We start from the raw sequence: 12,489 nt of genomic DNA, 5'->3' as shown, positions 1-12,489 counted from the left end.
TGAGGAATACGGTGGGTGAAAAGAGGAAAGAGTGAAGAAAAAAAGCGCAGCAACGGGTGGTAGAACGCAGTAATTCCGGCGCAGGCAACTGGACAGCAGGCAGGATTTCAGGCCGATAGGTTCACCGGCCGAAACACTCCTCCCCTTCCACCTTGGCACAGAAATATTCCGAGAAAAGTAAAAACGAAATGCCCAAAAACCTAATACCCCTTCCGCCCCCCTCTATTCCATCGGCGCAAAAACCGCCCTCACACTGCTGTGGGTAAGGCACATGCCTACATCGCAATTATTATCTCCCCAACCTAAGCGCCGCAGCGCAGCCTATTGGCATTTGGTCCGGCGGCTACACCGCGGCTTCCGACTTGGCCGGCACGGTGGCGGGGCGGCCGGCGCTGCTGAGCAGCCACTCGTTGAGGCGGGCGCGCAGCTCGGCGGTGGCCAGGTTGCGGTGCACTTCGCCGTGGCGCACCAGGCTCATGGCGCCGGTTTCTTCGCTCACCACCAGCACCACGGCGTCGGTGATTTCGCTCAGGCCGATGGCGGCGCGGTGGCGCAGGCCCAGGGAGGCGGGCACGTCGGGGTTTTCGCTCACCGGCAGGATGCAGCGCGCGGCCTGCAGGCGGCCGCCGGCCACAATCACGGCGCCGTCGTGCAGGGGCGAGGTCTTGTTGAAGATGGACAGCAGCAGGCGCTTGCTGATTTCGGCGTCGAGGCGGTCGCCGGACTCGGCAAACGCGGTGAGGTCCGAGGCCTGAGCGAAGCAGATGAGGGCCCCGGTGTACTTATTGGAGAGGCTTTTGGCCGCTTCCACAAACGGGCCCACTGAGAGCGGCGCGGCCTCGGCGGGACGGCCCCACGTCCAGCTGCGCATGCGCTCCAGGGCCGTGGCCTTGCCCACGCTCAGCAAAAACCGCCGGATTTCTTGCTGAAACAAAATGATGCTGGCCAGCACGCCCACGCTCATGAACTGCCCCAGAATTTTGGTGAGCAGTTCCATGCCGGTGGCTTTCACCAGCAGGTAGAGCACGTAGAACGAAATCAGCCCCAGGGCCACGTTGAGGGCCACCGAGCCGCGCAGCAGCTTGTAGAGCTGGTAGAGCAGCACCGTCACCAGCAACACGTCGGCCGCGTCAATCCAGCCGAAGCGCAGGAAATTGATGGGAAACGGGCCGGACATGGGCGGGTGGGCTGGAAGGAAGCGAGGCTAGGAAGGCGGCGCTTAGGTTGACAACGATTGCCCTCCGCAGTTGCATCGCAGGGCTTCACCCCTCAAATTACGGCCTTTATTCCGCCATTGGAAAGGTATGCGCAAATAATTCTATGGTTTGCACGGCTTCGGCCACGTCGTGGGCGCGCAGCAGGCGGGCGCCGCCCTGCAGGGCCACCACGTGCAGGGCCGTGGTGCCGTTGAGCGCCGCCTCAGGGCCCAGGCCCAGCGGGCCGTACACCATGCGCTTGCGCGAGAGGCCCGCCAAGATGGGCAGGCCCAGGGCGTGCAGCTCGGGCAGGCGGCGCAGCAGCTCGTGGCTTTGGGCAGCGGTTTTGGCAAAGCCGAAGCCGGGGTCAAGCACCACGTCGACGGCGCCGGCCCGGCGCAGGGCGTCCACGCCGTCGCGGAAGTAGCGCAGCAGCGTGAGCACGAGGTCGTCTTCGTAGTGCGTAAGCTTGCTCATGGTTTGGGGGGTGCCGCGCAGGTGCATCAGCACGTAGGGCACGCGCAGGCGGCCTATGGTGGCAACCATCTGCGGGTCGAGGGTGCCGCCGCCCACGTCGTTCACCAGGTCGGCGCCGGCGGCCACGGCGGCCGCGGCCACGCCGGCCCGAAAGGTGTCGGCGGAAAGAAAGGCGTTGGGAAACTCGCGGCGCAGGGCTTCCACGGCGGGTAGGAGGCCCTGGGTTTCTTCGGCTTCCGGGATGTCGGCGGCGCCGGGGCGGGTGCTGTAAGCGCCGAGGTCGAGCACGGCGGCGCCGGCTTTCAGCATGGCTTCGGCGCGGGTGAGCAGGTCTTTTTCCGAAGCCACGCGGCTGCCGTCAAAAAACGAGTCGGGCGTGAGGTTGAGAATGCCCATCACCTGCGGGTGGCGCAGGCTGAGCAGGCGGCCGTGGGGGCTGAGCAATGAGTGAATGGATGAATGAATGAATGGGTGAACGACGGGCGAGCGCATGGTAGGCGGGAAATAGAGCGGGCTAAATATCGGCCCCCGGGGCGAACTTGCGGCCGTGAAGGCGGGGCTGCGCTCATTCACTCATTCGCCCATTCACTCATTCATCCATTGACTACCCCCGAGCACTACGACCTGCTGCTGGCCCGCTGCCGCGCCCTGTTCCTGGCCAAAACCCACGACTACGGCACGGCCTGGCGCATTTTGCGGCTGCCCTCGGTCACGGACCAGATTTTCATCAAGGCCAACCGCATCCGGACCATTCAGGAAACCGGCGTGCAGCTCGTGGCCGACGATGTGAACGAGGAGTTTGTGGCCATCATCAACTACTGCCTCATTGCCCTGATGCAGCTGCACCTGCCGCCCGACACGCCCCTCGACATGACGCCTGAGGCCGTGGCCGCCGCCTACGACGCCGAAGCCGCCGAAAACCGCCGCCTGCTACTGGCCAAAAACCACGACTACGGCGAAGCCTGGCGCCAGATGCGCGTGGCCAGCATCACCGACCTCATCCTGATGAAGCTGCACCGCGTGAAGCAACTCGAAGACATTGGGGGCGACGCCTGGGTGAGCGAAAGCGTGGAAGGCAGCTACCGCGACATGCTGAACTACGCGGTGTTTGCGCTCATTTTGCGCGGGGAAAAGTAACGCCACGCGCAAACGAATTGGTAACCGGGGCTGGATGCAGCAGAAATTGCGCAAGCAACTGCGCGGCCGCCCGGCGCATCTGTCGTGAAACCCCTCCTTATTGCGCCATGAAACCCCTTTTGCTTCTGCTTTTGCTCCTAAGCGCGGCCCTAGCAGCGCCCGCCCAAACCCCGACCCGGGCCGATTCGCTCATCAACCGAGCCCAAGACATCAGCAAGCGCAAGGATTACCCCGCGGCTATTGCGGCCTACCAGCAAGTGGTGCGCGAGCCGTCGGCCAAGCCGCGCTACAAAGCGGTGAGCTACTACAACATCGCCTGCTATAACGGGCTGCTGCACGATGCACCCAACGCGCTGAGCTACCTGCGCAAAGCCATCGACGCGGGCTATGTGGACGCCGGCCACATTGCCCGCGACTCCGACCTCGACCTGCTGCACAGCCATAAGCAGTGGCCCAAGCTGCTGGCCCGCGCCCGCCAGCAGGAAGACCAGCAGCGCATCAAGCGCCCCGAAGACGTGCAGTTGGTGACCACCGACATTGACCGTTTCTGGAGCGCCTACGCTGCGGCCAGCCGCGACACGGCCCACGCCAAAGCCGTTTTTCGGCGCGACTATTTCGACAAGGCCTCCGCGGGTTTGCAGGATTATTATTCCCTGAAAATCGGAAGTGACGCCTTTTTTACGAAACGGATTTTGCAGCGGCCGCGGTATTACCAGTTCATTCAGGCCACCACGCGGGCCATTGCCAGCGAGAAGCCCAGGATTGTGGCGGCGTTTCGGTGCTTTCAGGAGCTGTACCCGGCGGTGCAATTTCAGAACATCTACTTCGTGGTGGGCGGCTGGGTATCGGGCGGTACCGTGTCGGACGCCGGCCTGCTGATTGGAGCCGACCAAGTGGCCAACGGCCCCGGTGTGAACACCACCGAACTTAGCCTGGTGCAGCGCAACCGCTGCGCCCCCGTGTCGGAAATGCCCTCACTGATAGTGCACGAGCTGGTGCACCGCAACCAAGGCCCGCAAGATGGCACCCTGCTCAGCTATGCCCTCAACGAAGGCATGGCCGATTTTGTGGCCGAACTCGTGACCGGCCACGTCACCAACGCCCGTCTGCATCCCTACGGCAACGCGCACGAAAAAGAGCTGTGGGCCGCTTTTCAGCAGGAAATGCTCGGCACGAACGCCGACAACTGGATGGCCAACGGCAAACAGGAAACCCCCGACAAGCCCTGCGATTTGGGCTACTACGTGGGCTACCGCATTGTGCAGGCCTACTACGCCAAAGCCGCCGACAAAAGGCAAGCCCTGGCCCACATCCTCACGCTGCACGACGCAAAAGCTTTCCTGGCCGAAAGCGGCTACGCCGAGGCCCTGGCCCGCCGCTAGCCGCCGGGCGCAAAGCCGCGCTGGCGATTTTTGCGCAGCGGCCCGACCTTTACGTGAACATTGCGCGTTGTCCAGCCGTTTGCCACGGGCTTACTTTGTCTTATGTCAATTCCTAGTTCTCTTACCGCGGCGGCTCCGGCGCCCCACCCCTTGCGCACCCTCACGCGCGTTGCGTGGTTTTTGCTGGGGGCCATCTTCATCTTCTCCGGCCTCGTCAAGCTGAACGACCCGGTGGGCACGGCCTACAAGCTGGAAGAATACTTCGAGGTATTTGCCGAGTCGTGGCCGGCCATTGGCGGCTTCTTTTTGTGGTTCAAGGACCTGTCGCGCACGCTGTCCATCGTGCTCAGCTCGCTCGAAGTCATTCTGGGCGTGGCGCTGCTGCTGCGCTGGCACCTGCGCATCATTTTGTGGGCGCTGCTGGGGCTGCTGGTGTTTTTCGGGTTCCTGACTTTCTATTCGGCTGCTTTTAACAAGGTGACGGACTGCGGCTGCTTCGGCGATTTCATCAAGCTCACGCCTTGGACGTCGTTTTTCAAAGACCTGTTTCTGCTGGTGCTGTGGGCCGTGGTGTTTTTCAACAAGCGGTTTTTGCGGCACTCCTTTGTGCAGGGCACGTTGGGCGTGATGGTGATGACGTTTGCCACGGCCATTGCCATTGGCATTGGGGTGCGGGCGCTGGGCCACCTCCCCTACTTCGACTTTCTGCCCTACAAAGTGGGCGCCGACATCCACAAGCTGATGAAGCCGGCCGAGCCGGCCCGCTACCGCTACACGATGACGCGCAACGGCGAAACCAAGGAATTCGACCAATACCCCACCGACACCACCTGGAAATACCAGGCCATGACCGCCCTCAACCCCAAGGAGTCGACGCCGGCCGTGACCGATTTTGAGATAAGCGACGTGGAGGGCAACTCCTACACCCAGGAGCTGCTGAAAGGCAACAAGCTGGTGCTCATTGTGCAGAACACGAACAAGACGGACCGCGACCGGTTCGACGCCATCAACGCCTTGATGGAAGGCGCCGCCAAGTCGCGCCGCGGCATCACGGCCCTCACCATCACGAGCACCAGCGCCCCCAAATTCGACTCGTTTCGCCACGACGTGAACCTGGCCGGCCCCTATTACTTTGCCGATGCCACGGTGCTCAAGTCCATCATTCGCTCCAACCCCGGCCTGCTGGTGCTCAGCGACGGCGTGATTAAGGCCAAGTACCACTACCACGACCTGCCGCCGCTGTACGAAGTGGAGCGGCTGATGAAAGCGCCGGCAACGAAATAATACCCGTTGCCGCCGCTGCCGCGGCGGCCCAGTTCTATGCTTGCTTTCATTCTTCGTCGCCTGGGCCAGGGCCTGCTTGTGCTGGTGGGCGTGGCGTGCACGGTGTTTTTGCTGTTCAACGTGCTGCCCGGCGACCCCGCCGCGCTGCTGGCCGGCCAGCGCACCGACCTGGCCACCAAAGCCGCCATCACCGCCGACCTCGGCCTCGACCAGCCCCTGCCCGCCCGCCTCGCGGGCTACCTCAACGACGTGTCGCCGCTGGGGCTGCACCCGCGCGACTCGGCCGGCCGCGCCCGCTACGGCGGCCTGACGGTGCTGCCCCTGGGCGAGCGCGCCTTGGTGCTGAAAAAGCCCTACCTGCGCCGCTCCTTCCAGAGCAACAAGGACGTGCTGCGCATCCTGCTCGATTATTTCCCCGGCACCATGTGGCTGGCGCTGGCAGCCATGCTCATTGCCAGCGTGGGCGGCGTGGCCTTTGGGGTGGCGGCGGCGCTGCGGCCGCAGTCGTGGCTCGATAGGGTGCTGGTGAGTACCTCGGTGCTGGGCATTTCGGTGCCCTCGTTTGTGGCAGCCATCCTCATCGCCGTCACGTTTGGCTTCTACTGGAGCCGCTGGACGGGCCTGAGCCTCACCGGGCAGCTGTATGAGACGGACCCGTTCACGGGCGAGCGGCACCTGGTGCTGCGCAACTTGCTGCTGCCGGCCGTGGCATTGGGCATCCGCCCGCTGGCCATCATCACGCAGCTCACGCGCTCGAGCATGCTCGACGTGCTGAGCCAGGACTACATCCGCACGGCGCGCGCCAAGGGGCTGAGCCGCCCCGCCACCGTGCTGCACCACGCCCTGCGCAACGCCCTCAACCCCGTGGTGACGGCCGTGTCGGGCTGGCTGGCCTCGCTCATGGCCGGCGCGTTTTTCATCGAGTACATCTTCAACTGGAAAGGCCTGGGCACCGTGACGCTGCGCGCCGTCGAAAACCTCGACTTTCCGGTGGTGATGGGCGCTACGCTGTTCGTGGCCGCGCTTTTTGTGCTCATAAACATTGCCGTCGACGTGCTCTACGCCGTGCTCGACCCGCGGGTGAAGCTGGGGTAAAGACGCCTATTTGTGTCTTTACATTAAACAGCGGGAACCGCGCAAGTCGCACTAATTGGCCCGATGTTGTTCAACGAGGAGACGCCAATATGCGTCTCTACACCGTGCCTTTATAAGCCTGTGAATCAACCTCCCCTCATCACCCCTGTCCCACCCGGCGGCTCCGGCCACCTGAGCCTGGTGGGCCTGCCCGGCGCCGGCAAAACCACCCTGGGCCGCCAGCTGGCCGCACATTTCAACCGCCCGTTTCTGGACCTGGACGTGGCCATTGAAGCGCAGACCGGGCGCAGCGTGCGGGATATTTTCGCCGCCGAGGGCGAGGCCAGCTTTCGGGAGCTAGAATCGGCGGTGCTGCGGCGGGCCCTGGCCCACGCGGGGCCGCCGCTGGTGCTGGCCACGGGCGGCGGCACGCCCTGCTTTCACAGCAACATGGCGCTGCTTAACAGCGCGGGCATCACGCTCTGGCTCGACGTGCCGGTGGAAGTGCTGGCCGCCCGCCTGCCACCCGAGGAAGTGGCCAAACGGCCCCTCATCGCGGCCGCGGGCGGGGCCGAAGCCTGGCTGCGCGAAACCCTGAAGGCCCGGAAAGGGTTTTATGCCCGGGCCCGGCTGCGCTGCTCGGCGGCCTGCACGCTGCCCGCGGTGGTGGCGCAGCTGGCTGGCGCGGGTTTTGCCCTGCCGGGGGGCACATTGCCCCCGGCATCGTAATTTTGCACCTTCATCCGTTTGTTGTTCGTCCTTATTATGCAAACCCTATCCACCGAAGAACCAGACGTTAAGCCCACTCTTGCTCCCGCCGCGGCCCCCATGCGGCCCAAGCACAAAGGCTCGGCCCAGCTGTTTCAAAACCCCGTGCTGGAGCGGCTTTCGCACACGCACATTGCGTTGCCGGTGGGCATTTTTGCCGTTACGGGCGTGCTGAGCATGTATTATGGCCTCACCCGCGGCTTCATGACGGGCCTGGGCGCGCTGGGGCTGTTTTTGGTGGGGCTGCTGGCCTTCACCCTGGTGGAATACCTGGTGCACCGCTACGTGTACCACATTCCGGCCACCACACCGGGCCGGGCCAAGTTCCAGTACACCATGCACGGCGTGCACCACGAGTACCCCAAGGACAAGACGCGCCTGGCCATGCCGCCCATCATCACGGTATTCGTAGCCTCGCTGCTGTTCTTCATTTTCCGCTTCAGCTTCGGCTCGTATGCGTTTGGGCTGCTGTCGGGCTTCACGTTTGGCTACGCCATGTACCTGTTTGTGCACTACGCCATTCATGCCTACGCGCCGCCCAAAAATTTCCTGAAAGTGTGGTGGACTCACCACAGCCAGCACCACTACCGGCAAGACGAGGTGGCCTTTGGCGTGAGCAGCACGCTCTGGGACCACATCATCGGCACCATGCCCAGCAAGCAGCGCAGCGAGTAGCCTCCCGGTTTCGATGCAACGCAAAAAGCGCGGCTCCTTCGCAGGGGCCGCGCTTTTTGCGTTTGGTGGGCGTACCCCCAAGCTGCGCTTGGGCTTGGCAGGCATCGTTAGGTTTCGTTCGCCTCAACCCAAGCACAGCTTGGGGGTACGTGCTTACGGGCGCGGGCCGCGCATCTTGTTCACGATGAAGAACAGCAGCGCCACCACGATAAATACGGCGATGATGCCGGTGTAGGCACCGGCCTTGAAGATGCCGGCAATGGCGTCGCACCCGGTGAGGGTGGTGGCCAGGGCGAAGAAAAAGAACAGTATGGTTAGGCGGGAAGCATTCATGGCATCGACAAAAGAAGGGTGAAAGAAATTGTCCGCGGCCTTGCTACCGCCGAATCAAGGCTTGATACTAGCGTTTGGGCAATAAGGTTGGAAACGGCCTGCTGGCGCGGGAGGCGCAGTAGCTTTGGCTCATGAAATCTTTCTTTGCCTTCCTGCTGGCAAGCGCGCTGCTTTCCGGCCGCGCGCAGGCGCAAACCGCTCCCGCGCACCTCGACTCGGTGGCCCACCGCCAGAGCGTGCTGGCGTTTCAGCAGGCCCTGAACGCGGAGTTTCGCAACCCGCAGGAGTCGCCCCTGACGCCGGCCGAGCAGCAGGCCCTCGTCAGCCTGCCCTACTACCCCACCCAGTACCGCTACTACGTGACGGCCACGTTTGTGCGCGACTCTACCTCGCGGCCGTTCGCCATGGAAACCAGCACCGCCCGCCGGCCCACCTACCGCAAATACGGCGAACTGCGCTTCGTGCTGAACGGCCAGCCCCAGCGGCTCAGCGTGTACCAAAACCAGGAGCTGCTGAAGCGGCCCGGCCTGGAAGACTACCTCTTCCTGCCCTTCACCGACCTCACCAACGGCCACGGCAGCTACGGCGGCGGCCGCTACATCGACCTGCGCATCCCGCCGCGCGGCGTCACGGTGATGCAGCTCGATTTTAATCGGGCTTACAATCCCTCGTGCGCCTACAACCACGGCTACTCCTGCCCCGTGCCGCCGGCCGAGAACCGGCTGGCGGTGGCCATTCCGGTGGGCGTGCAGAGCGACCACTGAGTTTAGTGGTTAAGGATAAACGGTTAGTGGTTAATGCCCAGCTGTAAATAACCGTGCACTAACCACTAACCGTTTATCATTAACCACTAAAAACCTACCAGCTGCCGCTGGCGCCGCCGCCGCCGCTGCTGCCACCGCCGAAGCCGCCGAAGCCGCCACCTCCGCCGCCGCCACCCCAGCCGCCACCGCCGCCGAAGCCGCCGCCACCGCCGAAGATGATGGGCGGCACGAAACCGCCGCCAAAGCCGCGGTTGCCGCGGCCGCCGCCCCGGTTGCGCAGCATAATGAAGATGAACACCATCACGGCAATGATGAGCCAGAACGGAATGCCGGAACCCGACGAACCGCGCGTGCGCTGCGGCCGGGCGTCTTCCGGGTCGGCTTTGTACTCGCCTTTGGCGAGGGCAATGAGCTGGTCGGTGGCGCGGTCGAGGCCGGCGTAGTACTGGTTTTGGCGGAACGCGGGCACCAGCGTATTGCTGATGATGCGCTTGGCGATGGCATCGGGCACGGCCCCTTCGAGGCCGTAGCCGGTTTGGATGCGGGCCACGTGCTCCTGCTGGGCCACCAGTATCAGGATGCCGTTGTTTTTGCCTTTGCGGCCGATGCCCCAGCTTTCGTAGAGGTTCTGGGCGTAGTTGGCCACGTCGTCGCCGTCGAGGGTGGGCACCGTGACCACGGCAATCTGCGAGGAGGTGCTGTCGTTGTAGGCCACCAGCTTGCGCTCCAGCGCATCGGCTTCGCCGGCCTGCATCAGCCCGGCCAGGTCGTTGACCAGACGCGGCGGGTTGGGCCGGGGCGGCACGTTTTGGGCCGCCGCGCCCAGCGCCGTGAGGGCCCACAGCAGCACCAGCAGCCAGCGCCACGCCGCGGGCCGGGGCATGCGCATGCCTGCCGCCTGCGCGCGGGGCGCGTCTATCCTGGCGTCAGCCTCGGAATTTTTCATGCGTCGGAAGACGGCTTTGGGCCGCCGAAGGAAATGGAATCGTCCAACTCGTTCTGGTCGGTTTTGGCGTTGTAGGGGAAGTAGCGCTGCAGCTGCTCGCCCACCATCTTGATGCCGCGCTCCAGGCCCAGCACGTAGTTTTCGTGCCGAAACTGCTCCAGCACGGCTTCTTTGGTGGTTTCCCAAAAGTCGTCGGGCACGGCCGCGTTGATGGCCGAGTCGCCGATGACGGCGAACTGCCGGCTTTGCCAGGCCAGGTAAAACAGCACGCCGTTGCGGGCGGCGGTCTTGTGCATGTTCAGCTCGCCAAACACCTGGGCGGCGCGGTCCAGCGGCTCGGGCGTGGGGCAGGTGTCTTCCAGATGCACCCGAATTTCGCCTGAAGTCGTGACTTCGGCCTGCCGGATGGCGGCCACCAGGGCCGCGTCCTGGGCGGGGGTAAGGGGGTTATTCATCAGTTAGCAGTTAATAGTGAACAGTTAACAGTGAGCAGCCGGTAACCCACAGTAGCGGCTGAGGCCCTACTCGTTCACTGCTCACTGTTAACTGATAACTGAAATTTAAAACTGCACCGTGGGCGCCTTGCTCGCGGCCGGGTCGGCCTCGAAGTAGGGCTTGGGCTGGAAGCCGAACATGCCGGCAAACAGGTTGTTGGGGAAGGAGCGGGTGAAGGTGTTGTAGTCGTTGGTAACGGCGTTGAACTTGTTGCGCTCCACGTTGATGCGGTTTTCGGTGCCCTCAATCTGGGCCTGCAGCTCCTGGAAGTTGGCGTTGGCCTTCAGGTCGGGGTAATTTTCCGACACGGCCAGCAGGCGGCCCAGGCCGGCCGACACCTGGCTTTGGGCCTCTTGAAATTTCTTGATATTTTCAGGCGTCAGGTCGTTGGCGTTGAGCTGCACGCTGGTGGCCTTGGCGCGGGCTTCGATGACCGAAGTGAGGGTGCCCTGCTCAAACTTGGCGGCGCCCTTCACGGTGTTCACTAAGTTGCCGATGAGGTCGTTGCGGCGCTGGTAGGCGCTTTGCACGTTGCCGGCCTGGGCTTTCACGGCCTGGTCGCGCTGCACCATGCCGTTGTAGCCGCACGAGGACTGGGTGAGCAACAGGGCCAGGCCCGCGAAATACAGAAGAAAGCGTTTCATGTGAAAAAAGAAGGGGTGATGGTGAAAGATGCTCGGAGGGGAAGCGGCAACGGCCAAAACCTGCGGCGGCCGCGCCGGTTTGGTTCCGGGCTTGGCGCAAAGTACGCAGCTTGGCCCTAGTAGTTGTAGCTTGCTGCGTAGCTGGGCGTGCCCGGCCGCCCTCGCTCCTTCTTAATCGATTTCTTCTTCGGTTCATTACCATGAAAGCCGTTATTCCCGTCGCCGGCATTGGCTCGCGCCTGCGCCCCCACACCCACACCCAGCCCAAAAGCTTGGTGCCGGTGGCCGGCAACACCATTCTGGGCCACATCATCGACCGCCTGCAGGGCGCCGGGCTCACCGATTTTGTGTTCATCGTGGGCTACCTGGGCGATAAAATCGTGCGCTACGTGCGCCGCAACTACCCCGACCTCAAGGCCACCTTCGTGATGCAGGAGCCCCGCGAGGGCCTGGGCCATGCCCTGTGGCTGGCCCGCGAGGAGTTCCGCCACGACCCCGACGGCGTGCTCATCCTGCTCGGCGACACCATCGTGGACGTCGACCTGCCCGCCCTGCTGGCCACGCCCGGCTCGGTGCTGGCCGTGAAAGAGGTGAAGGACCCCACCCGCTTTGGCATTGTGGAGACCGGGGCCGGCGGCCGCGTGAACAAGGTGGTGGAAAAGCCCAAAATCCCGAAGTCGAACTACGCCATGGTGGGCCTCTACAAGCTGGCCCACGCCGAAAAGCTGGCCCAGGCCCTGGAGTGGCTGCGCGAAACCGACGTGCGCACCCACGGCGAATTCCAACTCACCGACGCGCTGATGCGCCTCATCGAGGACGGCGAGGTGATGACGACCTGCCCCGTCGACAACTGGTTTGACTGCGGCCGCAAGGAAACCCTGCTCGAAGCCAACGCCCGCCTGCTGAACACGGCCGAATTCCTGGAGCCGCGCGACTACTCGGAGTTTCCGGATTCGGTGATTATTCCGCCCGTCAGCATCGGGCGGGGCTGCAAGATTTCGCAGTCCATCATCGGCCCCAATGTGGCCATCGGCGACAAAACCATCGTGCAAAACACCATCCTGAGCGACTCCATCATCGGCTCTTATTCGGAGCTACGCTCAGCCGTGATGCACGACTGCATCGTGGGTTCGGACGCCTCGTTCCGGGGCATGAACCACTCGCTGAACATCGGCGACAACACGGAGATTGACTACAGCTAGTCGTCGTTTTGTGGACCGCCCACCGGTCCGACGCCGCAGGTGGATATTTACCAAAAAAGCCCCGACTGCTCGCGCAGTCGGGGCTTTTTCATACAGGTCAATTAAGCCCAAG

At 63.5% G+C, this 12,489-nt stretch carries 14 protein-coding genes; 8 read left to right on the top strand and 6 right to left on the bottom strand.

Translation table 11 applies throughout. From position 1 onward, the window contains the following. Positions 1–343: 343 nt before the first annotated feature. Together cdaA and folP are read right to left on the bottom strand one after the other, a co-directional pair. Complete coding sequence (gene cdaA, locus IC234_RS11990) at positions 344–1,177, bottom strand: diadenylate cyclase CdaA (protein WP_190924868.1); 834 nt, start codon at positions 1,175–1,177, stop codon at positions 344–346. 106 nt (positions 1,178–1,283) lie between these two features. Next, positions 1,284–2,117 (bottom strand): dihydropteroate synthase, encoded by an 834-nt coding sequence (gene folP, locus IC234_RS11985; RefSeq protein ID WP_223827650.1) that lies wholly within the window; start codon positions 2,115–2,117, stop codon positions 1,284–1,286. A 156-nt stretch (positions 2,118–2,273) separates the two neighbouring features. Here folP and IC234_RS11980 point away from each other — a divergent pair, with 156 nt between their 5' ends. The 6 genes from IC234_RS11980 (at position 2,274) to IC234_RS11955 (ending at position 7,993) form a co-directional block, all read left to right on the top strand. Beyond that, on the top strand, positions 2,274–2,810 hold the full coding sequence (locus IC234_RS11980; protein WP_223827649.1) for a DUF1599 domain-containing protein: 537 nt from the start codon (positions 2,274–2,276) through the stop codon (positions 2,808–2,810). A 107-nt stretch (positions 2,811–2,917) separates the two neighbouring features. Further along, positions 2,918–4,192, top strand: a complete 1,275-nt coding sequence (locus IC234_RS11975) for a gliding motility protein GldB-related protein (protein WP_190924862.1) — start codon at positions 2,918–2,920, stop codon at positions 4,190–4,192. Positions 4,193–4,294: 102 nt separating this feature from the next. Beyond that, positions 4,295–5,476 carry a BT_3928 family protein gene (locus tag IC234_RS11970; RefSeq protein ID WP_223827648.1) on the top strand — a complete coding sequence of 394 codons (1,182 nt, stop codon included), beginning with the start codon at positions 4,295–4,297 and terminating at the stop codon, positions 5,474–5,476. A 36-nt stretch (positions 5,477–5,512) separates the two neighbouring features. Beyond that, entirely contained in the window at positions 5,513–6,571 is a 1,059-nt protein-coding gene (locus IC234_RS11965; RefSeq protein WP_190924860.1) for an ABC transporter permease, read from the top strand. A 120-nt stretch (positions 6,572–6,691) separates the two neighbouring features. After that, positions 6,692–7,279 (top strand): shikimate kinase, encoded by a 588-nt coding sequence (locus IC234_RS11960; RefSeq protein WP_190924858.1) that lies wholly within the window; start codon positions 6,692–6,694, stop codon positions 7,277–7,279. Positions 7,280–7,315: 36 nt separating this feature from the next. Then, complete coding sequence (locus IC234_RS11955) at positions 7,316–7,993, top strand: sterol desaturase family protein (protein ID WP_317173371.1); 678 nt, start codon at positions 7,316–7,318, stop codon at positions 7,991–7,993. A 153-nt stretch (positions 7,994–8,146) separates the two neighbouring features. Here IC234_RS11955 and IC234_RS11950 read toward each other — a convergent pair whose 3' ends face one another. Next, positions 8,147–8,326 (bottom strand): hypothetical protein, encoded by a 180-nt coding sequence (locus IC234_RS11950; protein WP_190924856.1) that lies wholly within the window; start codon positions 8,324–8,326, stop codon positions 8,147–8,149. Positions 8,327–8,457: 131 nt separating this feature from the next. Here IC234_RS11950 and IC234_RS11945 point away from each other — a divergent pair, with 131 nt between their 5' ends. Beyond that, on the top strand, positions 8,458–9,090 hold the full coding sequence (locus tag IC234_RS11945) for a DUF1684 domain-containing protein (protein WP_190924854.1): 633 nt from the start codon (positions 8,458–8,460) through the stop codon (positions 9,088–9,090). Positions 9,091–9,184: 94 nt separating this feature from the next. Here IC234_RS11945 and IC234_RS11940 read toward each other — a convergent pair whose 3' ends face one another. The 3 genes from IC234_RS11940 to IC234_RS11930 all read right to left on the bottom strand — a co-directional run bounded on the left by IC234_RS11940 (position 9,185) and on the right by IC234_RS11930 (position 11,175). Continuing rightward, positions 9,185–10,036 carry a TPM domain-containing protein gene (locus IC234_RS11940; protein ID WP_223827646.1) on the bottom strand — a complete coding sequence of 284 codons (852 nt, stop codon included), beginning with the start codon at positions 10,034–10,036 and terminating at the stop codon, positions 9,185–9,187. Next, on the bottom strand, positions 10,033–10,491 hold the full coding sequence (locus IC234_RS11935) for a TPM domain-containing protein (RefSeq protein ID WP_190924852.1): 459 nt from the start codon (positions 10,489–10,491) through the stop codon (positions 10,033–10,035). Before IC234_RS11935 ends, IC234_RS11940 begins: the two co-directional genes overlap by 4 nt. Before the next feature lie 105 nt (positions 10,492–10,596). Next, a complete protein-coding gene (locus IC234_RS11930) occupies positions 10,597–11,175 on the bottom strand; it encodes a LemA family protein (RefSeq protein WP_190924850.1) in 579 nt (192 codons plus the stop codon). A 200-nt stretch (positions 11,176–11,375) separates the two neighbouring features. Between IC234_RS11930 and IC234_RS11925 the strand changes: the two genes are divergently transcribed. Further along, entirely contained in the window at positions 11,376–12,377 is a 1,002-nt protein-coding gene (locus IC234_RS11925; protein ID WP_190924848.1) for a sugar phosphate nucleotidyltransferase, read from the top strand. Positions 12,378–12,489: the final 112 nt, after the last annotated feature.

Source organism: Hymenobacter armeniacus (genome assembly GCF_014699055.1).
Classification (GTDB): Bacteria; Bacteroidota; Bacteroidia; order Cytophagales; family Hymenobacteraceae; genus Hymenobacter; species Hymenobacter armeniacus.
This window is presented reverse-complemented; position numbering and strand designations above follow the sequence as displayed.